Origin of the sequence: Rhodohalobacter sp. (assembly GCF_034521535.1) — a bacterium.
Taxonomy (GTDB): domain Bacteria; phylum Bacteroidota; class Rhodothermia; order Balneolales; family Balneolaceae; genus Rhodohalobacter.
Genome location: NZ_JAXHMF010000005.1, coordinates 1,071,245 through 1,093,994, shown reverse-complemented (window position 1 = coordinate 1,093,994; position 22,750 = coordinate 1,071,245). Strand labels below are relative to the sequence as shown.

At 43.4% G+C, this 22,750-nt stretch carries 19 protein-coding genes and 1 pseudogene; 18 read left to right on the top strand and 2 right to left on the bottom strand.

Translation table 11 applies throughout. The features are described from left to right. Positions 1–138 precede the first annotated feature (138 nt). From argB to proC, 18 genes and pseudogenes are all read left to right on the top strand, one after another. Complete coding sequence (argB, locus tag U5K35_RS11780; RefSeq protein WP_322571660.1) at positions 139–1,014, top strand: acetylglutamate kinase; 876 nt, start codon at positions 139–141, stop codon at positions 1,012–1,014. A gap of 293 nt (positions 1,015–1,307) precedes the next feature. Next, positions 1,308–2,546 carry an aspartate aminotransferase family protein gene (locus U5K35_RS11775; RefSeq protein ID WP_322571659.1) on the top strand — a complete coding sequence of 413 codons (1,239 nt, stop codon included), beginning with the start codon at positions 1,308–1,310 and terminating at the stop codon, positions 2,544–2,546. A 167-nt stretch (positions 2,547–2,713) separates the two neighbouring features. After that, a complete protein-coding gene (gene argC / locus U5K35_RS11770) occupies positions 2,714–3,751 on the top strand; it encodes an N-acetyl-gamma-glutamyl-phosphate reductase (protein ID WP_322571658.1) in 1,038 nt (345 codons plus the stop codon). 217 nt (positions 3,752–3,968) lie between these two features. Beyond that, a complete protein-coding gene (locus U5K35_RS11765) occupies positions 3,969–4,148 on the top strand; it encodes a bifunctional ornithine acetyltransferase/N-acetylglutamate synthase (protein WP_322571657.1) in 180 nt (59 codons plus the stop codon). A 22-nt stretch (positions 4,149–4,170) separates the two neighbouring features. After that, the gene (argJ, locus tag U5K35_RS11760) at positions 4,171–5,181 is read left to right on the top strand and encodes a bifunctional glutamate N-acetyltransferase/amino-acid acetyltransferase ArgJ (RefSeq protein WP_322571656.1); all 1,011 of its coding nucleotides are present in this window, start codon (positions 4,171–4,173) and stop codon (positions 5,179–5,181) included. Positions 5,182–5,289: 108 nt separating this feature from the next. Further along, on the top strand, positions 5,290–5,850 hold the full coding sequence (locus tag U5K35_RS11755; RefSeq protein WP_322571655.1) for an AraC family transcriptional regulator: 561 nt from the start codon (positions 5,290–5,292) through the stop codon (positions 5,848–5,850). 195 nt (positions 5,851–6,045) lie between these two features. Continuing rightward, positions 6,046–6,864 (top strand): ice-binding family protein, encoded by an 819-nt coding sequence (locus tag U5K35_RS11750; RefSeq protein WP_322571654.1) that lies wholly within the window; start codon positions 6,046–6,048, stop codon positions 6,862–6,864. A 267-nt stretch (positions 6,865–7,131) separates the two neighbouring features. Further along, the gene (locus tag U5K35_RS11745; protein ID WP_322571653.1) at positions 7,132–8,241 is read left to right on the top strand and encodes an ice-binding family protein; all 1,110 of its coding nucleotides are present in this window, start codon (positions 7,132–7,134) and stop codon (positions 8,239–8,241) included. A gap of 852 nt (positions 8,242–9,093) precedes the next feature. Then, a complete protein-coding gene (locus U5K35_RS11740; protein WP_322571652.1) occupies positions 9,094–9,465 on the top strand; it encodes a DUF4398 domain-containing protein in 372 nt (123 codons plus the stop codon). 20 nt (positions 9,466–9,485) lie between these two features. Next, a complete protein-coding gene (locus U5K35_RS11735) occupies positions 9,486–10,430 on the top strand; it encodes an OmpA family protein (protein ID WP_322571651.1) in 945 nt (314 codons plus the stop codon). Positions 10,431–11,242: 812 nt separating this feature from the next. Further along, positions 11,243–12,922 (top strand): oligopeptide:H+ symporter, encoded by a 1,680-nt coding sequence (locus tag U5K35_RS11730; protein WP_322571650.1) that lies wholly within the window; start codon positions 11,243–11,245, stop codon positions 12,920–12,922. A gap of 797 nt (positions 12,923–13,719) precedes the next feature. Beyond that, positions 13,720–13,944 (top strand): annotated as a pseudogene (locus U5K35_RS11725) (type II toxin-antitoxin system prevent-host-death family antitoxin); the annotation flags it as partial. After that, positions 13,935–14,114 carry a type II toxin-antitoxin system RelE/ParE family toxin gene (locus U5K35_RS11720; protein ID WP_322571649.1) on the top strand — a complete coding sequence of 60 codons (180 nt, stop codon included), beginning with the start codon at positions 13,935–13,937 and terminating at the stop codon, positions 14,112–14,114. The pseudogene U5K35_RS11725 and the gene U5K35_RS11720, both read left to right, overlap by 10 nt. A 624-nt stretch (positions 14,115–14,738) precedes the next feature. After that, a complete protein-coding gene (locus U5K35_RS11715; protein ID WP_322571648.1) occupies positions 14,739–16,196 on the top strand; it encodes an SET domain-containing protein-lysine N-methyltransferase in 1,458 nt (485 codons plus the stop codon). A gap of 330 nt (positions 16,197–16,526) precedes the next feature. Beyond that, on the top strand, positions 16,527–17,945 hold the full coding sequence (locus U5K35_RS11710; RefSeq protein WP_322571647.1) for an IS110 family transposase: 1,419 nt from the start codon (positions 16,527–16,529) through the stop codon (positions 17,943–17,945). A 250-nt stretch (positions 17,946–18,195) separates the two neighbouring features. Continuing rightward, complete coding sequence (locus U5K35_RS11705) at positions 18,196–18,612, top strand: YtxH domain-containing protein (RefSeq protein ID WP_322571646.1); 417 nt, start codon at positions 18,196–18,198, stop codon at positions 18,610–18,612. Positions 18,613–18,694: 82 nt separating this feature from the next. After that, the gene (locus U5K35_RS11700) at positions 18,695–18,895 is read left to right on the top strand and encodes a hypothetical protein (protein ID WP_322571645.1); all 201 of its coding nucleotides are present in this window, start codon (positions 18,695–18,697) and stop codon (positions 18,893–18,895) included. A 508-nt stretch (positions 18,896–19,403) separates the two neighbouring features. Then, entirely contained in the window at positions 19,404–20,201 is a 798-nt protein-coding gene (gene proC / locus U5K35_RS11695; RefSeq protein WP_322571644.1) for a pyrroline-5-carboxylate reductase, read from the top strand. A gap of 179 nt (positions 20,202–20,380) precedes the next feature. On the opposite strand, the gene U5K35_RS11690 is transcribed toward proC, so the two are convergent. Further along, positions 20,381–21,400, bottom strand: coding sequence for a GntG family PLP-dependent aldolase (locus U5K35_RS11690; protein WP_322571643.1), 1,020 nt, complete (start codon positions 21,398–21,400; stop codon positions 20,381–20,383). A gap of 460 nt (positions 21,401–21,860) precedes the next feature. Beyond that, positions 21,861–22,706: a 3-hydroxyacyl-CoA dehydrogenase family protein gene (locus U5K35_RS11685; RefSeq protein WP_416221632.1), complete on the bottom strand. Its 846-nt coding sequence runs from the start codon at positions 22,704–22,706 to the stop codon at positions 21,861–21,863. Between the last annotated feature and the right edge of the window lie 44 nt (positions 22,707–22,750).

Genomic DNA, 22,750 nt, shown 5'->3' with positions numbered 1-22,750 from the left:
TTACGTTTTTAACATCACAACTTTTAACTCCCAAGTTATTTCTCCCTATCCTGATGAACTCTAATGAGTTTCAACCTGTTTAGATTATTGATGCAGGTTTTATAAGATTTAATCCAAATTCTAAGTCTCCGGTCAAAATTGACAGCAAATCAAACGCTTACTTTTAAAGCTCAGTCGCATCTTCGGGAATCGCTGCACGGTAAAACCATTCTCATTAAAGCCGGCGGGAATGCGTTGACGGATGAAAAAACCAAAAAACAGATCGTATCGCAGATCGCCTACCTTCACTCAATCGGGGCAAAACCGGTAATCGTACATGGTGGCGGCATTGAGATCAAACAGCTTCTGGATGATGTGGGGGTTACATCAGAATTTGTAGGCGGACACCGTAAAACAGATTCCAGATCGATGGGTTATGTTGAAATGGCCTTGAGCGGAATGGTCAATAAAGAGATCACGGGACTGCTAAACCACGCCGGTGTGAAAGCTGTGGGTATTTCCGGTAAAGACGGAGCAATGGTCACGGCCCAAAAACGATATCATACCGAAACAGTGGATGGAAAAGAAAATCAAACCGATCTCGGGTACGTCGGTGATGTTTTAAAGGTAGACACCTCACTGATCAACACGCTTGCTGAAGCCGGATATATTCCGGTGGTCTCTCCTGTCTCGATCGGAGAAGACGGTAAGAGCTATAACATTAATGCAGATATGTTTGCCGGTCATCTTGCAGGAGAACTCCATGCTGAAAAGTTCTTTGCCCTGACCAATATCGACGGACTTCTGGAAGATATCGATCAACCCGAGTCGATCATTCAAACGCTTACACCCAAAGAAGCGGCCAATCTTTTCGGTACGGTAATACAGGGAGGAATGATCCCGAAAATTGAAGCCTGTATTATCGCAATCAACAAAGGGGTGAAATCAGCTCATATAATCAATGGGATGAAAGAAGATAGCTTATTGCGTACATTACTCACGGAAGAATCTGTGGGAACAACCATACAAAATTGAACTTTTAAATATCTGATTAATTAAACGCGTTTACCCTTTGGATTTAAAATATCGAAATAGTCCCCCTTAGAAGTGGGAAAGCGATCCCGATCCCGAAAACTTTCGGGAGGAGAGCAGGGGGATGACCAGATGAGTATTGATTTCACCCAAATTTTTAATGTTTGACCCAAATCAAGTCTCTATCATCCCCCATTGCCCCCTTCAAAAGGGGGACACTCTCAAAAACAACCTCAACCGGTGAACGCGCTAAATAAGTTTTAAACTCAGATAAACAGTTTTAAATCACTACGACCATGTCAACATCCGGAAAAGTTTTAAAAGTGGCGAAATCACTGATTGGCAAACAGCCTGCCAAAAAGAAAGCTGACAAATACCACTTTGATCTCTACAAACGATATCCCATTACTTTGATAAAAGGAAGAGGCTGTAAGGTGTGGGATGACGAACGAAATGAATATATCGATGCCCTGGCCGGCATTGCCGTTAACAGTCTGGGCCACTGCCACCCGCGCATTGTAAAAGCGGTTCAGAAGCAGTCTGCCAAACTGATGCATATCTCCAATTTCTATTACAATGAGCCGCAGAGCGATTTGGCTGAGAAACTTGTGAAAGTCTCCGGACTGGACCGTGTCTTTTTCTGCAACAGCGGAGCAGAAGCGGTAGAGGGAGCTATCAAGCTGGCACGAAAATATTCTTCAAATAATGGAAAGACCGGGACCATCATTTCGATGGGTAACTCCTTTCACGGCCGCACCCTGGGTACTATTGCCATGGGAAAGGATAAATATCAAAACGGATTCGATCCAATACCGTCCGGATTTGAACGAGTTCAGTTCAATAATGTGAAAGCTCTGGAAGACCGGGTGAACGATCAGACCATTGCCATCGTGATGGAGCCAATTCAGGGCGAAGGCGGCATTGTTCCGGTGAGCAAGGAGTTTCTTCAGAAAGCACGCGACCTGGCCGATAAATATGATTTCCCTCTGATTTTAGACGAAGTTCAAACCGGAATCGCGAGAACCGGTAAAATGTACGCCTATCAAAATTATGGAATTAAACCCGATATCGTAGCTTCAGCTAAAGCGCTCGGGTCAGGATTTCCAATCGGTGCTGTTCTGGCAAAAGAGAAGACCGCCGATGCCTTTGATTATGGAAATCACGGCACAACCTACGGCGGAAATCCGCTGGCCTGCGCTGTTGCTCTTGAAACATTGAATGTAATTGAAGAGGAAGGTATTTGTGAAAAAGCCCGTGTTCGCGGCGATTACATGATGCAGCGACTGCGTGATCTTTCTGAAAACTGGGACGCTATCAAAGAGGTTCGCGGTGTTGGGTTGATGATAGGCGTTGAGCTTAACTTTCCGGGTGCAGAGGTTGTCGTGGAGATGATGAAACGCGGAGTCCTTTCAAACTGCGCCTCAGATGTAGTTATTCGGATCGTCCCACCACTTATTATCAGCAAAGAAGAGATCGACAAAGTGATTGATGTCCTGGTCGAATCGATTAAAGAAGTAGAAAAAAGTGAAAAGTGAAAAGTGAAAACAGTTTTCAGCTTCCAGGTATCAAGTTATATCAAAACAGTGTTTTTGGTTCTAAATTCGATGTTTTAAAATTTGAATTTTTTGCCATTTCACTTTTCACATTTGCCTTAATTTCACAAGAAACTCAGTACTCACGACTCAATACTCAAGACTATATTATGTCTAAATACAAAATTGGAATCGTTGGCGCTACGGGATACACAGGATCAGAGCTGTTACGGTTACTTATACACCATCCCGATGTGACCATCGAATTTATAACAAGCGAAAGTCAGACCGGTAAAAATGTCAGTGAAATCCATCCACACCTGATGGATATTTTAGATATGAAGCTGGAGAGTGTGAAAAACATCGACAACTATGATGTCGACCTGGTTTTTTTAGCCCTCCCTCACGGTGTATCCATGAGTTTTGTAAAGGAGCACGGACTGAGCAAGTTTATAACGATTGATCTATCGGGCGATTTCCGCCTGCCATCTAAAGAGATCTACGAGAAGTGGTATAAGAAAAAGCACAGTGCTGAAATCTATTTCAAAAACTCTGTGTACGGCATGCCGGAACTCTACCGGGATACAATCCGAAATGCACGGCTGATAGCAAATCCCGGCTGCTACCCTACGTCGACTATTCTTCCGCTTACTCCGCTGATTAAGTACGACTATATTGAATCGAAAGGAATTATTGTAGATGCAAAATCAGGCGTAACCGGTGCCGGTGCCAAAGCCAAGCCCGGTACTCATTTTCCGGATCTGTTCGGCAATTTCTCAGCATATTCACTGTTGAATCACCGCCATACACCGGAAATCGAGTCGGTACTTCACGATTATACCAATCTTCAAACCGAAGTACTCTTCACTCCTCATCTTTTACCTATCGACCGGGGAATTCTAACCACAACCTACAGCACACCCAAAAAACCGATGTCGGTTGAGCTGGTTGAGGAGCTCTATTACTCTGTGTTTGAAAAAGAGCATTTTGTACGGGTATTTGACAGCTCACCCAGCCTGAAAAATGTGAGGGGCTCCAACTACTGCGATGTTCACGTAACCTACGATCCGCGAACAAATAAAATCATTACCGTTTCGGCAATCGATAATCTTATGAAAGGCGCTGCCGGACAAGCGGTACAGAACATGAATATTATTTTCGGTTTGATTGAATCTACCGGACTCGAACAAATACCGCTCAATCCTTAATTGAAAAAATTACTATATCCTTTATTGAGTAGCGACTCTTTTAAATCACAAATTTCAAACTCCAAATTCCAAAACATGAGAATCGAAGATCTGCAGAGTTCTTGGAATTTGTATTTTGGTATTTGGTATTTGGTATTTGGTATTTGGAGTTTGAGATTAACCAAAGGGACACTCACTGAGTAAAAACTAATTTCTCTAAACAACTCATTTACCAATAATGCTAAAAAATATAACTCACGTTCGCGGATTCACCTGTTGGGGAGCCCATATGGGTATCAAATCAAAACGCCGGGATCTCGCACTGATCTACTCTGAAGTTCCCGCATCTGCTGCGGCGGTATTTACGAGAAATGTGGTTTGTGCCGAACCGGTTAAACTAAGTCGTAAAGCACATTAAAAAAGGAAAGGCTCAGGCTTTTGTGATCAACTCCGGCAATGCAAACGCCTGCACCGGAAAGAAAGGCATGGAAGGCGCTGTAGCGATGGCCGAAACTACTGCCAGGGAGCTGAACATTCCCGTTGACTCGGTCATTGTAGCCTCTACCGGTTTGATCGGTGAGCCGTTTCCAACCGAGAAGGTTCTGAATGGAATTCGAGAAAGTGTAACAAAACTCTCCAGCCGGGAGATTGCCGGATCATTGGCGGCCAACGCCATCTTAACGACCGATACCTTTGCCAAAGAGGGATTCACCTCATTTAAAGTAGATGGAATAGAAATCAACATGGGCGGCATTGCCAAAGGGTCGGGAATGATTCATCCCAACATGGGAACCATGCTCGGATTTATTGTTTCTGATATCGCAATCACCCCCAAACTGCTGGATGAAGCCCTGCGTACTGCTGTGAATAAATCGTTTAATATGATTACCGTAGATGGCGATACATCCACCAATGACATGGTTGGTATAATGTGCAACGGGAAAGCGGGTAATGAAGAGATCACTGAAAAGGATGCCAACTACGATCTTTTTCTAGCCAACCTTGAACAGCTCTGTACACACCTCGCCAAGTTGATTATATCTGACGGTGAAGGTTCAACCAAGCTGATTGAGTACCGAACAAAAGGTGCCAAAACCGAAGAGGAAGCCCGAAAGGTTGTACGAACGGTTTCCAACTCCAACCTGGTTAAAACAGCCATTTTCGGCTCCGATCCAAACTGGGGACGCATCATTGCCGCAGCAGGACGAGCGGGCGTTGATTTCGATCCCGAGCAGCTCGATCTCTATCTCGGTACCAAGATGAACAATTTGATTCCGGTACTTGAAAAATCACAACCGGTTGATGGAATTCGTAAAAAGCTGGACAAGGTAATGGAGAGCTCAAACATCATTATTCTGATCGACTTAAATCAGGGCGATGCTGAAGCCGTTGGCTGGGGATCTGACTTCTCCTACGAATATGTACGAATTAACGCTGAATACACGACGTAGAAATTAAAACTTCATATATCTCTTCATTTATATCATTCGATGAAAGTTTAAAGTTTTCAATACGCTCTTTTGAAACACTTTAAAAAATATTATCAATTATAATAGCCTATGAAACTATATATCAAATACATGGTGAGCCGGCGTTGCAAGATGATGGTGAAAGAAGAACTGAAAAAACTGGGGGTGAAATCTGTACTAATAGAATTGGGTACTGCAGAAATTTTAGAGGATATCACTAAGGAACAAAGAGAGAAGCTGAAAATGAATCTTATGAAGTCAGGACTGGAACTGTTGGATGATAAGAGGCAAATCCTGATAGACAGAATAAAAACCATCATTATTGAAATGATTCATCACTCCGATGAAATACCTCAGGTGAACTACTCGGATTATATAAGCGAAAAAATTGGGAAGGATTATAATTATCTCTCCGATATCTTTTCAGAAGTGACTGGAATTACCATCCAGCAATTTATCATCAGAAACAAAATTGAAAAAGCTAAAGCGCTTATTTTATATAACGAACTGAATCTCACCGAAATATCCCAAAAATTGCACTATAGCAGTGTAGCTCATCTTTCCAATCAGTTCAAAAAAGTAACCGGGCTTACCCCGTCATTTTTTAAACAGCTCAAGCAACAAAAGCTGGATAACCTTGAAGATCTCTGACAAGAGAATTCTTTTGAAATAAAGATCTCAGACCAAGAAAACAGGTTGCAACTCGACCATTAGCCGCCATAATTAAACAAGAACTTATGTAACTCTTTTCCTTTGGCGTGTAACAGTTACCGCTGCTTTATAGTGTATGTTGTTTTGTGATAATTATTTCACAATAACCCGTTTTATCGGGTAAACAATAAATACATGAAATCAATTTTTAAATATCTCAACACGACTACCTTAGCAGCTCTTTTAGTGGCGACGGTAATGATAGGATGCAGCGACAACAGTACCGGCATTGATGATGAGGATGAAATCATCATCCCTATTCAAACCACAAATCAGGAAACAATAAACCTGCGAACAGCCGGTAATTATGTGATCCTGGCCGGTTCCGAGATCTCTAACATCCCGACATCAGCAATCACAGGTAATATTGGCTTAAGTCCTGCAGCGGGTTCTATGATCACAGGTTTTTCAATGGTTTACACAACCGGTGATCAGTACGCAACATCTGCTCAAGTAACGGGTAATTTATACGCCTCCGACTATGGAGCTCCTACTCCCTCTGTTATGACAACAGCGAAAGGAGATTTAACCACTGCCTATAACGATGCAGCGGGTAGAACTTCTACCGACATTGTTGAACTGGCCGGAAACCTTGGCGGATTGACACTGACACCGGGACTATATAAGTCTAACGGTTCGCTGGAAATTTCTTCAGGTGACCTTACATTTGATGCCAAAGGTAATGCCAATGCCGTCTTTATTATTCAGATTGCATCCACCCTTACAACAAGTTCAGATCGCAAGGTGATATTAGCGGGCAGTGCAAAAGCATCCAATATTTTCTGGCAAGTAGGCACATCAGCAACTTTGGGTACAACTTCAGTTATGAAGGGAACCATCATGGCCGACCAGTCCATAGCCGTAAACACCGGTGCTTCTGTTGAAGGGAGATTATTGGCGAGAATCGCAGCCGTTACCATAGAAGGTAACACCGTTGTAACCCCTGCTCAATAATAGAGCCGAATTCATACTAGCCCAATTTCAGGAGAGATTGAATAGTTAAATAAACAAGAGAGTATTAGTAATTTACATAAGAGCCCGGATGGATTTTCCATCCGGGCTTTTTTTTGAACTTATATCTTGGTTTTAGATAATTTAAAAACAGAAAATTATATAACTATTTTCTCATTCTGTGTAACAATTTTTATGCTATTATTGTGGATTTTGTAGGTGTGATAATTATGTCACATGATCCCGTTTTATCGGGTAAATTTTAGTAACATGAAATCAATTTATACATATTTCAATATGAGCGCCTTAACAGCTATTTTAGTTGCTGTTTTTTTAGTGGGATGTAATGATAACAGTACCGGTGTACCAGAAGAACCGGAAATCGAGGTCCCTACGGTCATCGCTACAAGTCCGGAAATTGACGCGATAAACATCGAACGTAATGTCTCTGTTACCATCACTTTTAGTGAGCCAATGGATCCTACTACAATCAACGAAACAACCTTTACGCTAAAACAAGGTTCTTCAGCAGTTGAAGGCGATGTTTCGTATGCAGGAACAACTACTACGTTTACTGCTACGTTTACCCCAGTCAATCCCCTGAATGCATCTGAAGTATATACAGCGGCGATTTCAGTGGGTGCTAAAAGCTCTAAAGGAGTCGCTCTTGAATCCAAAACTGAGTGGAGTTTTACAACAGGTGGCTCAACTGCGACATTAGAGGTAGTGGAGCTGGGAACATCAGGTGACTATGTTATTCTGGCCAAAACGGCTATTAATAATGTCCCGACTTCAGCCATTACCGGAGACCTGGGCCTGAGCCCGGCAGCAACATCTTTTATAACGGGATTTGCCCTGACCGATAACACCGGTTATGCTACTTCAGACCAGGTAACCGGAAATGTATATGCAGCTGATATGGCAGACCCAACTCCTATAAACCTTACAACAGCGGTGGAAAACATGATTACCGCGTACAATGATGCTGCAGGACGTCCAAATCCGGATTTTGTTGAATTACATACCGGTGATATTGGCGGAAAAACACTTAGTCCAGGCCTCTATAAATGGACAAATACCGTTACAGCTGCTGAAGATGTTGTACTATCCGGCGGTGAGAATGAAGTCTGGATCTTCCAGATTGCTGAAAACCTGTCCGTAAGCTCTGATCTAAACTTTACACTGAGTGGTGGTGCACAAGCCAAAAATATTTTCTGGCAAGTTGCCGGTGAAGTAACGATTGGCACAGACTCACATTTTGAGGGTATCATTCTATCAATGACCGGTATCACACTTACTACAGGAGCTTCGATGAATGGACGTTTGTTAGCTCAAACAGCAGTTATATTGGATGCCAACACGATCGTTGAAGTAAATTAAATGAAGAGAATGACTGAAAAGGTTTAAAAAGAATCTTTTCATGTTACATCAATAGCAGCTCCGGAGGAATTTCGGGGCTGCTATATTTTTGATGTATATTCCTCTTGTTTTCAACGCCCTCATTGGGAATACCACTCAGTACCCTGCCTTCATAACGTACCGGGCGGAGAATTCATACTAGCCCAATTTCAGGAGAGTTTAAATGGGTAAATAATCAAGAGAAGTATTAGCAATTAACATAAGAGCCCTGATGGAATTTCCATCCGGGCTTTTTTTATGGAATTACAAGAAAGCCGGCCAATCGTTGCACTAATCCGACGATCAGTGAAATAAGATATCCGATTAACACAATGCTGAACATGTCGGATTCAGACATAAATATTGATAAAAAACTGACCGACTCTATCCGGATTTGGAGAATGAAAATCTGTGGGTCTGCCTGTAATATATTTCTCAATTATCTAAAACTAAGAAATCCTCAAAAGTTATCCTTTGAGAGTCCTTATTGATGTCCATCTTCTATATCGTCTTTTTGAGTTGTTCACTTCAAATTGAATTGAGTCAGAACTTACTCTGGAAATGAATACGACACACGGTTCAAAAATAAACGGCACTCTGATGATGGATAAGATCTATTGATAGAAAAATCCATGGTTACTGCATAGCCGGTGGATAATTTTTTTTAGTAATAAAAATCGAAAAAACAGTAATTTATGTAAGTAATTTCTGTTGTTTTGTAACATATTAATTGTAATAACTGAGCATTTTTACTTAGAAAAAGTATGGCTTTGATGGGTGAAAAAATGCCTGTCAAAAATATACCACCTTCAACTAACGATCCAGGAGTTCAAAATGAATCAGTTTTACAAATTATTAGCATGTGTCACCTTATTAGGCTGGTTGACAGCATGTGGAAGCACCAATCCTCCCAGTCAACAGCTTACAGAAACACAAATGGTGATTCAGCAAGCGGAGCAACTGGGTGCCGAAGACTATGCACCCCTTGAAATCAGAGAAGCTAGAATAAAGCTGGAACTGGCAAGAGAAGCTGTAAAAGCCGAAGAATACGGAAAAGCGATTCGACTCGCTGAACAAGCCAGAGTGGATGCCGAACTTGCTCAAATTAAAGCTCAATCCGGGAAGGCTCAAAAAGAGGTCGCCGAATTAAGAGAGAGCATCCGAGTTCTAAAGGCAGAAATTGAAAGAAATCAAAATATTGACTAAAACCTGATAAGGATTATCAAATGAAAAAATTAAAATTACTTTTTAATACATACTTACCTAAAGCGGGCTATGCTATTGTTCCTCTGCTATTTCTTTTTACTGGATGTGCAGGCTCACTGGCTACCAACCCGCTTCTTACAAGTGCAACCGAAGAATACAAGAAAGCAGAACAGGACAGTATGGTTGTTCAATTTGCTCCTGTAGCTTTAAAGGAAGCTGAGGAAACTCTTGCAAAAAGCCAGGAGTTATGGGCTGCAGAAGCGGATAAATCATCTGTTGAACACTATGCATATCTTGCAAAGCAGAGAACATTGATTGCCATAGAAACAGCAAAATTTAATTCTGCAACCAGTGAGATATCGAATAGTGAAGTGGAGCGGCAGCAGGTATTGCTGGATGTTCGGCGAAGTGAGGCAGATCGAGCGGAAGCAAGAGCTCAGAGTTCATTGGAAGAAGCTAAAAATGAAAGAGCTTTGGCTGTAGAAGCTCGTCAGAGTGCAGATCAATCCAGACAAGTTGCAATGGAAGCCAGAGAAAGAGCGCAACAATTGGCTCAAAGAGTAAACGAACTTGAAGCGCGACCTACAGATCGTGGCCTGGTACTCACACTCGGGGATGTACTCTTCGAATTTGGTAAATCTACCATGCGTACCGGTGGATTAAATAGCATGGACGAGCTAGCCAGTTTCTTGCAGGAATACCCAGATCGTAATATCATGATTGAGGGTTTTACCGACAATATTGGTTCTGAAGCATATAACCTGGAACTGTCGAAAAACAGAGCCAACTCGGTAAAAACAGAGTTGATGAACAGGGGAATAGCTTCTAACCGAATCAGTACAATCGGATATGCATTCCAGTTCCCGGTGGGAAATAACTCAACAGAAGCCGGACGGCAGCAAAACCGCAGAGTTGAAATAGTAATTTCTGATCAGGATGGAAAAATACCTCCTCGCAGACAATAGAAAATAAGACTGCACGGTATACCCATCTATAAACCATTCTATCGGTTTAATTATAAACCATTGAAATTGGGAGTAAGAGTTTCTGTAAAAAACACTTACTCCCAAATCAATTTCAGAGAAGTTAATTATCATCTCCTTTCCTTCCATTCGGGTTAGCCTTTTAAACGAAATACTACTACTCGGCTAACTTCCATTTATATACTTAAATGGTATCTATCAGCTGAGTTTGCCCATAGAGGTTGAAAATCATTACCGTCAAACGGTTTACGATCTTCGAACTCCTACTAAAGAAAACCGCGAGATTTTTTCCCTTTTTTATTAATCAAATAGAAACAGATCGATCGGTTACTTTTCTACGATTCTATTCATGATTTTGAAGATGCTGTTCAGATACTCATACAATTCTCAAAAAAAGATCACTTCTATCTTTATCACGCAGCGTATAGAATCATTAAAACATATCTGAGTGATGATCTTCAATTCGGCCCTGTACCTGCAGTAGATTCGCACCCAACATAGACTGCAAAATAGCGTTCAGAAACCGGCACCGGGGGTAATTGGGCGGAAGTACTCTTCTAAAAAAATACAATCTAAGGCAAAAGACGGACTCACGATAACCGGACATTTGTATGAAATTGCCCCAACCGCTCCCATCATATTGCTGTGCCATTCAGGTGGTGGTAATAAGTTTGATTATGATGATATTGCACCCAAGCTAAAATGGAATTAAATCCCTTCTTGCAACCTACTGCCTCTTTAAGTATCATCGGTACACTCTGAAATTTTTAAATCATAATTAAAATAGCGACATCATGGCAAACGGGAATCCCGCTACCGCAAATGATTTTTTTGGTCATCCGCGCGGACTTTCGACCTTATTTTTTACCGAGTTATGGGAGCGTTTCAGTTACTATGGAATGCGCGCACTGCTTGTACTTTTTATGACAGCTGAGGCATTGGGAAATAATCCCGGAATGGGTTTGAGTGTCGGAGAAGCCACAGCTATCTATGGTATTTACACTTTCTTTGTTTATGTATTATCCCTTCCCGGTGGCTGGGTCGCTGATAATATATGGGGACAGAAAAAAGCTGTTTTTGTAGGAGGTTGTATCATTGCCGCCGGGCATTTCAGTATGGCGGTTCCCACAACAACATTTTTCTTTATCGGTCTGGCATTGATCGTAATTGGTACCGGACTTCTTAAACCCAATGTAAGTTCCATGGTCGGAGATATCTATCCCGAAGGTGGTGCACGTCGTGATGCCGGTTTTTCCATTTTCTATATGGGTATTAACCTTGGTGCCATTTTAGGCCCACTGCTTTGCGGTTTGCTGGGTGAAGGATATAACTGGCATTGGGGATTTTCTCTCGCCGGTTTTGGTATGGTGTTAGGGCTCATTTCCTATAAAGTGGGGGATAAATATTTACGGGGCGCCGGAGAGCTGGATGAAAGTTTCTCCAAAGAAGAAGTGAGTAAAAAGAGTAAGATCTTCTATACTGTTTCATCCATTTTGATCGCCATTGTAGTGGTGTTTGGGTTCCTCCAAAGCTCCGGTGCCATTGATGTCGCACTTGATGTTCTGGCTCAGAACCTTGGTATTGTTGCTGTAATCATCACCCTGCTATTCTTCGGATACATAATCTTCTTCGGCGGGCATAACACGGAAGAAAAAAAGAAACTGGGCGTCATATTTTGGCTATTCATTTTAGCTGCTCTTTTCTGGAGCGGTTTCGAACAAGCCGGTTCGTCACTGAACCTATTTGCATCCGATCTTACAAACCGTGCTGTGGGTCCAAATTCATTTCTTGGAGGTTACGGTTCCTTACTCGTAACCTTTATCATTGCACTGCCCATCGGGTATTATGTACTGAAGGCATTCAGACGAGATGATCTTTGGGGCATGGCCAAATTAGCACTGGTTGTTTCTGCCGTTGGCTTGATCGGCTTCTTCTACTGGGTATTCAATCAGGTTGGCAGCGGCTGGATCATCCCAGCAAGTACTCTGCAACTGATCAATCCAACCTTTATCGTAATATTTGCTCCCATTTTCGGATTTATGTGGACTTGGCTGGCTGCCAGAAATGCCAATCCATCCATTCCTGTAAAATTTGGATTGGGACTATTTGGACTGGCTGCCGGATTTTTTGTCCTGGCATGGGGTTCTGCAAATGCCTCAGCAACCAATCTGGTTTCTCCGGCTTGGCTGATCGTTACTTATTTCCTTCATACAGCCGGTGAGCTTTGCTTGTCGCCTGTTGGACTTTCTTCCATGACCAAACTTGCTCCAAAGAACAGAGTAAGTCAGATGATGGGAATCTGGTTTGTTGCGACAGCTTTGGGCAACTTGATGGCGGGCCTAATGGCAGGTCAGTTGGAGAATCTCGCCCCTGCAGGATTGTTTCAGATGGTAGCTATCATTGTTGGAGGTGGAGGCGTGGTTGCCTTGTTAGCAGCACCCGGAGTCAGAAAACTTATGGGTGATGTTGAGTAATCCATTCTAAAATACTCATTTTCCAAAAAGCTCCTTTATTTTAAATAAGGGAGCTTTTTTTTAATAGAAAATTGAGCGCTGTCAAAGTTTTTAAGATTTAAAAACCAAGAATCAGTTTTTTTATAAAAAATAATAGCTAAAAACCTGAGTTCGATTCTAAATCATGCTTAATGGATTGATATGGACGGAATCGTAGGTGATGGCTGTCTTTTTTGGAAAGAATAAATAGGCAGTAAACCCTGCCGGCAGGTTCTTAAAAAGAGAATCAAAACCGGATGAAAATCACCCTCCCCCTCTCCTCAAATATCAAACCGGCAAGCCTTTTATTTAACATTACAGCTTTTCCAATTGCAGTATTAAATGCATTGAACTATTATGTTTCCGATTTAAGCGCTAAGCCCAGATTGAATAAATAGATGTTTGTTTATTCCCAACTATTGTAAGAATCAGCGACTCCAAAAGAGTTGCGGAAAAAGTGTCGTTTTCTACTATTATCGGGCATTGGCCAAAAAAACATCTGTCGCATAAACTCCCGTATAACAACCTGTAATTGCTAATAGCATCAAAAACAGATATTCTGCGACAGGCAGGACGGTTTGAGTTCTGTCGTGTAATTTTATGTTAACGTACCCTTCTCAAATACAGTCCGCTCATTCTTTTCGTTATCTTATTACGTATTAATTTTGTACATTATAAATACGTTTAAAGAAAACACTGACTACTATGAACACAGCCCGAATTGAAATAGACCAGGATATCCAGCCACTTTCCGATTCAAACATTGAAAACATGCGGCTGATTTTATAGACCGGATCAAGAAGCAGAAACGATCTATTGTTTTAACACAACACGGCAAAAGTGCCGCTGTTTTAGTGGATGTATCGGAGTATCAGCGGATGGTTGATAAGCTTGATCTGATGGAAGAGTTGATCGAAGCAGAACGACAAATTGCAAGAGGTGAAGTCGTTTCGCATGAGGAAGCTAAAAAACGGATTAAAGAGAATCTGGCCAAGTGGAAATAGTCTGGACTAATCAGGCATTGCACAAACTCAACAAGTTTGTCGACTATATCGCCCGGGATGATGTAACCACAGCTGAAAAGTGGGCATTAAAACTGATTGAGAAAACCGATCAACTGATTGAGCAGCCGGAATCAGGACGTATTGTATCGATGAAGTATAACTTCAGTTAATACTTTTCATTAAAGAACCGAATATTGTACGTGAACTGATATATCGATTGATAACTCAATCGGAGCATTGCATTCTTATTAATGAAAGGTCATACGGAATTGGTATCTACTGAAAATCACTCGACTTATTACTAAAAAGTTCAAAGCCTGAATTGTCGGCAAATGTTACTGACAAGATCCTTTCCCTAAATTCAGCAGTAGTTCGGGGTTAAACGTTAGACAAGCAGTTTCAAACCGTACTAATATTTGCTCGTTCATTGCCTAAATTACTGATAAATCATATGCTTTTGCATAGAAAGTCATTCGAGTAGGATGTGTTCACATTTACATCGCTGCGACATTCAATTGGCATTAAACGCCTGCCGCTTAAACACCGAACCGTTATGCAACTTGATCGTTGTCTGGAAATGCATCGGATTTCGCTATAAATAAAACTAAACGAATTTAGGGATATCGGCACTAATGCTCGTAAGTGTCGTCCACTTTTCGGCACGCAATACCGGGTGTACCCTCTTTGATGCTTCTGATTCGGGTAAGTCGATACGTCTAGCAGGTCACGATGCAGCGGCTCACAAATACAATTGAATTCATGCAATAAATTTCCATTAAAGAGTACCTTTCATCATGAAAATATGCATTCTTGAAAGCGCCTACGACTCATCAGATTCACCCATGAAATCCTACGATCATGCATCTTCTCCTGAGACTTATTTCAAGGGACATGAAATGGAGCATCATTTACTGCATAAAGAGACCGCTGTCCGCCATGTAACGGAACTGGCCTCACAGAACTTTGATGTTTTCGTAAACCTTTGCGACGGCAGCTGGGATGAGGACCGGGCCGGCATTGAAGTGGTACAGGCCCTGGAACGACTGAATGTGCCCTTTACCGGGGCAGACAGTTCATTCTATGATCCGACCCGTGAACTGATGAAAATGGTTTGCCGCTATTACGGCGTGAAGGTACCCGGGCATGCGATCATTTCAAACCTGGATGATCTTGAAGCAGAAACACGCCATCTTCAATATCCGCTTATTGTAAAACATCCGAACAGCTACAGCAGTATCGGCCTGACACCCTCCTCGGTGGTCGAGAATCATGAACAACTGCTCGATCAGTCCCGAATCATGATCGATCGGTTTGTACATGCGATGGTGGAAGAGTTTATCGAAGGGCGCGAGTTTACGGTTCTTGTAGCTGAAAATCCCAAAGATCCGAACAATCCGGTAGCCTATGACCCCATTGAATTCCAGTTTCCACCCGGAGAACGGTTCAAGCATTTTGATCTGAAATGGATCAACTACAGCGGCATGAAAACCGGGCCCGTTGACGACAGGTCGCTTGCCGGACAATTGATGAATGCGTCCCGAAGCTTATTTCAAGGATTAAATGGAACCGGTTACGGAAGATGCGATTTGCGTGTAAATGAAAAAAATGAGGTTTATATGCTCGAGATCAATCCGAACTGCGGAATCTTCTACCCTCCCGAAGCTGAAGGCAGCGCCGATCTCATTCTATTGAACGACGAACGTGGTCATAAACATTTTGTGGAGCTCATTCTTGAATCAGCCGGGAAGCGCGTTGACCAAAAACCGTGGAAACGGGCATTTCATCCTGAACATGGTTATCGAATTGTAGCAGCAAAAGATATTTCGAGAGAGGAACTCATTTTTGAACATGAGGAACAGAAGCACCACCTGGTAAGCCGCTCCCATGTGAATAGTACATGGCGTGAAGAGAAAAAGAGATGGTTCAGACAATATGCATGGCCTATAAGCGATGAGATCTATGTGATGTGGAGTCCGGAACCCGATGAGTGGATCCCCATCAACCACTCCTGTGAACCCAATGCCTGGTTGACGGGAATGAATGTGACCGCCCGCAGATCAATCCGGGCCGGAGAGGAGGTTACGCTTGACTATGCCACGTTTTGCAATGAAATCATGGAGCCGTTTTCCTGCAATTGCGGAGCGAGTGACTGTCGCGGGTTGATAAAGGGAACCGATTACCGGTCGGAGTTTGTGAGCGATAAATATGGAGAACATGTATCGGCTTACGTAAAGAGAAAGTGGAAGAAGTAAAATAACTCCATCGAATGCATTCAGGATTGCTTGTTCTCTCTAAGCAAGAAGCTGAGGTATTTCTGGTGGTCCTTCTGTATAGACCACACGATTTTTATCATGTGCGTAGGTTCAAGTCAATGCGCAGGTGTCGGGAGATCTTATATGTTGAATTTAAAGTTAGAAAAGCTTACCTGACGAATGAAGGAGGTTCTGACCTTGGCACCTGGATGCCGCCTGACAGTTTCTCCTGTTCGTTAGGTAGAGTTTGTGGTACAACCTGGTGCCTGACACCGCATACCGATAAGGATAAACGAAGCCTGACTTTTATTCAACACAACATGAGGATTAATGATGAACAATGGATATGTAGGAATTGATGTAAGTAAAGGCTACAGTGATTTTGTGCTGCTCAATGAGGAGCTGCAGATATTAACGAAGCCGGTACAGTTTGATGATACCCGCACCGGCCACCAGGGGTTGATTCGGTGGCTTGGCCGTTGCATGAGCACCTATAACCTCGAGCAGATCTATGCGGGGGTGGAGAGCACCGGAGGATTTGAGGACAATTGGTACGCCTGCCTGATGGAGGCCGGCACGGAACTTCCCCTGCACGTGAGCAGGCTGAACCCGTTGACGGTAAAGAACGCCGCCAAGGCAAGCCTGTCGACCCAGATCACCGATGCGTTGAGTGCGGTTCATATTGCCCGTTACCTGATTCGCTATGGCGATGAGATTACCTGGGATACGCTCCAGACCAAGTACCGCTCTTTCCGCAGTTTTGACGGGCATATTCGCCTGTTGGTTCGCCAGCGCACTCAGCTGATCACCCAGTTCAGGCAGTTGCTGTATAGTTGCTTCCCGGAGCTGCAACGGTTTTGCAAACATGGGATTCCCAATTGGGTACTGGAACTGCTGAAGGCCTACCCAAGCCCGCAAAAACTCTCGCGGGCACGGGTGCAAACGGTGGCAAAGATCAACTTTATAAGCCTGGAAAAAGCCGCCCGGTTGATTGAGGATGCCAGCCGGACGGTAGCGGCCCGTGGGCATGGATCCGATGAATTTTTAATCGCCTCGATGGCCCGCCAGATTCAGGAAAGCCAAAAGCAGATTGCTTCTCTGAAAGGAAAACTCACGGCAGAATGTAGCGGAGAACAGACCCGGCTGCTGGAAACCATCCCAGGAATAGGCCCGTATAGCGCGGCCAGTTTGATGATCCAGATTGAAGATATCCGCCGGTTTGCCAGCCCCGGCCATTTAAGTGGTTATTTTGGAGTGCATCCTGCCTTGAGGGAAAGCGGAGACAAACAGCCGGTGGTTCGGATGAGTAAAAAGGGACGGGCGGCTATGCGTGCTACCTTGTATATGTGTGCCAACAGCGCCGTGCTCAAAGATCCGCATCTAAAGGCCATTTATCACCGTCATCGCAGTAAAAATAAAACTCATAAACAAGCCTTGGGTGTGGTTATGCATAAGATGCTTCGCATTATCTGGGGAATTCTCACCAGTGGAAACGCCTATGATCCGACGGTGGATCAGGCCAATCAACAAAAGAAGATCTCTGCTCCCGGACATGATGCTCAACAGCAAGAAATCGCTTCAAAACGACGCGAACAACCCTTTGATGAGGCGGCTCCAATTAGCCGGATAGCCACCAAAAAAAGAAAGGCGTACCAACTGTCCCAAGTCAGCAGTGCTGATCAAATGCGGGATCTTGAGGTACGCCCAAGGAAAGATAAAAAAATATCGAAGAATTCACTTGAAGTTTAACGGTACAACTGTCAGGTTATGCCGATATATTCATTTGATTAAACTTATAAGCTAATGAAACCAGACAGGTCTTTTATGACAGATCACATTGAGATGACAGTAGTTAAATTTGAAATTTTAGTAAGTTAATTAATGTTATTTATGTATTGAGATAGGTTCGAAAAATATCTGCAAGAATCAGAATAAGAGGATATTGTTTGCCGGTTCTTGACAGATTAATAAACATTAACATAAAACACGTATAATGGCCATGCTCGAAAAAAAAGATATTCAAAATTTTATCCGTCAGTTCGACAATAAAAAGGAATCAAAGCAAACTGAAAAACTAATTCTTGTTGCTTTTTCAGGTGCTGTAGCCGGAGCGCTTTTGGGTGTACTTTTGGCTCCTGATAAAGGAGAGAACACCAGAAAGAAATTGGCCGAAAATACAGATAAGTATCTTAAAGAGATCAAAAAAAACAGTGAAGAACTGATCAAGCAGATGAAAGAGAGTACAGATTCGATCCTCAGTAAAACCAATAAGACTGTACAAAATCTAAAACAGGATGTAGAGGATTACTCCGAATTAACATTTCAGGAACTGTATGACCTGGCCAAAGAGCTTAAGATTAAAGGTTATTCCAGTATGAATAAATCCGAGCTTGTTCAGGCTTTGAAAGATTTATAATTCAGAGTGTGACCATTTTCGCCTCTTTTATAGTTTTAAAAAGCGTGTTACAGCAGAACGCCGGCCGATTGTCTTAATATAAATGAGTTTTGACTGTTTCAGCCAGTTTATCCATCGAATGGTGATGTTTAAGCCGGATGCTCGCTTCGACCTGGCTATTGCCGCTAACCCCGGATGGTACACCATTCCCGACAGTAAACAGAACTATCCCTATGGCATTTTGGGTGCTCCAACAGTGCAGGAACTACACCCCGCTCGTGATATTTCTTGGACCGGAGGATAAACCGGATCAAGGTGGTTTTTGAACACGTTCGGAGGCGATGAAACAGGAAGAATCAAGGCCGCAAAGAGGAGAATATTTTCGAGGCAGCTCAATGTGATGCAGCAAACCATGGCCTAACTCTGGGCTGGCAGCTCAAATATGCAGAGGGAGTAGGACATAACTACAGGGATATGGCTGAAGCGGCCATTCCCCTTATTCAAGAAAAAGGATTGATTCCAAGAAAATGAGCTTGCATCCAGCATATCATTCGCATCAATCGAATTGGATTACCATAAGAGCTTTGGCTACATTTTTGATCAGCCACTTATGCACCAAACCGTTAAATACTCAAATACAGCTTCTGAACCACGATTTAATTCAGTCACCGGACTTAATTAATACAGAGCTCCGAGGTTCTAAAAAGCAGTTTTGTGAACGTAACCTCAATAATCCTGAAGAATCTGTTTCATCTTCAGCGATTGTGGTTATTTTAAAGCACATCATATTAAATTCTTAATGTATTCTCTCCATGAAAAAAGAACAATCTATCGCTATTCTGGGAGTTGGAAATATTGGCTCCGCACTTGCCAAAGGGCTACTGGATTCCAAGTTTATTTCACCACCTTCCCTCACCTTAACCCGGCGTAACCCGGACAAACTTTCAGCATTCAAAGAGCGTGGCTGTATTGTTACGGATAATAACATTGAGGCCGTACAATCTTCTCAGGTAATTGTAATTGCAGTTGAGCCTCACCACATGCAACATGTTCTCAGTGAAATATCACCTCTGCTTACCGATCAACACACCCTTATCTCGGTTGCCACAAGCTGGACAATAAGCAAAATCCGTAACTATGTGAGTGAGGATGTACCCATTGTGCGGGCTATGCCCAATACGGCGATTGCCATTTCAGAATCCATGACCTGCCTGGCCGGACCAACCAAGCATCCGGCCATGAAGCAGACGATAGAGATGTTTAAATGCGTGGGAGATACTGAGATTATTGACGAAGAGCTGATGACGTCCGCCACCGCGCTGGCCGCTTGCGGAATCGCCTTTTTCCTCCGAGCAATCAGGGCCGCGGCACAAGGAGGAATAGAGATAGGATTTCATGCCGATCAAGCTATCAAGATGGCGGCTCAGACAGCAAAAGGGGCTTCCGAATTACTACTTCAGGATCATCAGCATCCCGAGTATGAAATCGACCGGGTTACCACGCCGAAAGGCTGTACCATTGCCGGGTTAAACCAGCTCGAACATGGTGGATTCAGCTCAGCCATGATACGCGGCATCACCACCTCTGCCGAAAAAGCAGCTGATTTATAAACAAGATTAGTAAGTCAAAGCAAAAGCTTTCCACATGCTAACTTATTTCTATTTCGTTAGCATGATCCGGCAAACCTGACGTTGTTTTTAAGTTAGAGTAAATCCATTTTTTAACACATTTGTTGCTCAAAATGGTAAAACTGATCTACCTAAAACCGTAATCTTCAAAAGATCTTTATCTAACCTTTATAACCCCTCACCACATCCAGCACTTTCTCCAGGTCCTCCTCTCCCACCTGAAAGTGAAATGTTGCCCGGATGGTGTTCGGTCCGAACGGAATCATCGCCACACCTTGCTCCTCAAACTTTTTGAGTACCTCAACCGCCGGCTCTTTTTTCGTGTCGAAAATCACAATGTTGCTCTCTACCGTATCCAGATTAATCTCTAAATCCGGATGTTCTGAAACGGTTTCAGCCAGAATTTTAGCTCGTCGGTGGTCTTCACTCATCAGTGGCAGATGATGGGTTACGGCATAATCAGCAGCTGCTGCCAGCAATCCGACCTGACGCATTCCCCCGCCCCACATTTTTCGAAGCCTTCTCGCCTTTTTGATGTGATCTTCAGACGCCAGCATCATTGACCCCACCGGTGCGCCCAGCCCCTTGCTGAAGCAGATGGAGATGGTATCGGCTACGGACCCAAAAAACTCCGGCTCAACTCCGGTAGCGGTTATGGCATTCCAGATTCGGGCCCCGTCCAGATGAAAGTAGAGTCCGTGCTCGTCGGCCAGATTGCTCAGTGCAATCAGCTCTTCCTTGCTGTAGCAGGCACCTCCCCCCTTATTAGTCGTATTTTCCACGGCGATTACCCGCGTATGAGGATCCCAGTCATTGTAGGTTCGGATGGCTCCCTTAACAGCCTCACGATTCAGCTTCCCGCGAACGCCTTTCACCGGACGAATCTGAACTGATGAGAGATGAGCCGCCGCACCCGCCTCGTAGTTGAAAATATGTCCCAGCTCATCTATGATGATTTCATCTCCCGGCTGGGTCAATACAGACACGCAGAGCTGATTGCTCATTGTTCCGCTTGGGACAAAAAGTCCGGCTTCCATGCCAAACATCTCCGCCATCTTCTTTTGAAAGGCGTTGACGGTAGGATCCGACTCAAAAACGTCATCTCCAACTTCTGCCTCCGTCATAAACTTCAGCATTTCGGGGGTTGGCTTGGTTACGGTATCACTGCGGAGATCGATCATTATTTGGATGTTGAATTATGAATGAAAAATGTTGAATGTTGAATTGTGACCTGACAGCGTACCGACATCAGGAGGTTCCTGTCAGCGTCTTTAAATTTGAGCTACTAATCTACACACCCCTCGAATGGTGAACCGCGCATTGCGCTTTCACCATTTCATTTCCCCTCTCAAGAGGGGACTATCCTGCACCTCTACTTTTGAGCCCGCCTTCGCCAAGGCTCTGGAGGACAGGAGGAGACAGAAGATAATGCGTTTAGCATTAGCTTCAGAGGTGTGTTCCGCGTTGAGCATGAGCTCACCGTTATTATTTGAACTGCTCCACGTATCTTGCTCCTACTAACACACCCCTCGATTAAATGAATCACGCTTCGCGTTTTCATTCAACCCTTTCCCCTCTCAAGAGGGGATTCTTCTGCACCTTTCCTCTAAACACTCAGGTCTCAAATCTCATGACTCAAGACTAGTACTTAAAAAATCCTTCGCCTGTTTTATTTCCAAGTTTTCCGGCATCCACCATTTTTACGAGCAGCGGAGCGGGTCGGTACTTCGGATCTTTGAATCCGTCATAGAGTACGTTCAGAATATCAAGACAGACATCCAAGCCGATAAAGTCAGCCAGACGCAGCGGTCCCATTGGGTGCGCCATTCCCAGTTTCATCACTTCATCCACGTGCTCAGGTTCAGCTACTCCTTCGTACACGCAGAAGATCGCCTCGTTAATCATCGGCATCAGTACACGGTTTGAAACAAATCCGGGGGAATCGTTGGCCGGAACCGGAACCTTGCCCAGCTTTTTGGAAGTCTCCATTATCACTTCGGTTACCTCATCAGCTGTTTCCAAACCGTTGATTACCTCAACCAGTTTCATCACGGGTACGGGATTAAAAAAGTGCATCCCTATGAATTTCTCCGGCCGTTTGGTTACAGCTGCCAGCTTTGTAATGGATATTGAGGATGTGTTACTTGCCAGAATTGCGTGATCCGGAGCATTCTTATCAATCTCCGTAAATATCTTCTTTTTGAGGTCAAAAACTTCAGGAACGGCTTCCACAACCAGGTCCACATCTCTAACTCCGTCAGCAATATCCAGATGTGTCTGAATTCGCTCGAGAGTTGCTGTTTTATCAACTTCAGAAATTTTCTCCTTATTGACCATCCGCGTCAGATTCTTGTCGATGGTATTCAGCGCTCGTTCTGCAAACTCTTTTTTTGTTTCTACAAGGTTCACATCGTAACCGTTCATGGCAAAAATGTGACAAATACCGTTACCCATGGTTCCACCACCGATAACCGCTACTTTTTTAATCTCACTCATGGTATAGCTCCTTTTTCAGTTAATTGATTTAAAAA

Excerpts from the sequence above, each read along its gene's own strand:
- U5K35_RS11775 (WP_322571659.1), top strand. The coding sequence starts at position 1,308 with ATGTCAACATCCGGAAAAGTTTTAAAAGTGGCGAAATCACTGATTGGC.
- argC (WP_322571658.1), top strand. The coding sequence starts at position 2,714 with ATGTCTAAATACAAAATTGGAATCGTTGGCGCTACGGGATACACAGGA.
- U5K35_RS11765 (WP_322571657.1), top strand. The coding sequence starts at position 3,969 with ATGCTAAAAAATATAACTCACGTTCGCGGATTCACCTGTTGGGGAGCC.
- U5K35_RS11755 (WP_322571655.1), top strand. The coding sequence starts at position 5,290 with ATGAAACTATATATCAAATACATGGTGAGCCGGCGTTGCAAGATGATG.
- U5K35_RS11750 (WP_322571654.1), top strand. The coding sequence starts at position 6,046 with ATGAAATCAATTTTTAAATATCTCAACACGACTACCTTAGCAGCTCTT.
- U5K35_RS11745 (WP_322571653.1), top strand. The coding sequence starts at position 7,132 with ATGAAATCAATTTATACATATTTCAATATGAGCGCCTTAACAGCTATT.
- U5K35_RS11740 (WP_322571652.1), top strand. The coding sequence starts at position 9,094 with ATGAATCAGTTTTACAAATTATTAGCATGTGTCACCTTATTAGGCTGG.
- U5K35_RS11735 (WP_322571651.1), top strand. The coding sequence starts at position 9,486 with ATGAAAAAATTAAAATTACTTTTTAATACATACTTACCTAAAGCGGGC.
- U5K35_RS11730 (WP_322571650.1), top strand. The coding sequence starts at position 11,243 with ATGGCAAACGGGAATCCCGCTACCGCAAATGATTTTTTTGGTCATCCG.
- U5K35_RS11715 (WP_322571648.1), top strand. The coding sequence starts at position 14,739 with ATGAAAATATGCATTCTTGAAAGCGCCTACGACTCATCAGATTCACCC.
- U5K35_RS11710 (WP_322571647.1), top strand. The coding sequence starts at position 16,527 with ATGATGAACAATGGATATGTAGGAATTGATGTAAGTAAAGGCTACAGT.
- U5K35_RS11705 (WP_322571646.1), top strand. The coding sequence starts at position 18,196 with ATGCTCGAAAAAAAAGATATTCAAAATTTTATCCGTCAGTTCGACAAT.
- U5K35_RS11700 (WP_322571645.1), top strand. The coding sequence starts at position 18,695 with ATGAGTTTTGACTGTTTCAGCCAGTTTATCCATCGAATGGTGATGTTT.
- proC (WP_322571644.1), top strand. The coding sequence starts at position 19,404 with ATGAAAAAAGAACAATCTATCGCTATTCTGGGAGTTGGAAATATTGGC.
- U5K35_RS11690 (WP_322571643.1), bottom strand. The coding sequence starts at position 21,400 with ATGATCGATCTCCGCAGTGATACCGTAACCAAGCCAACCCCCGAAATG.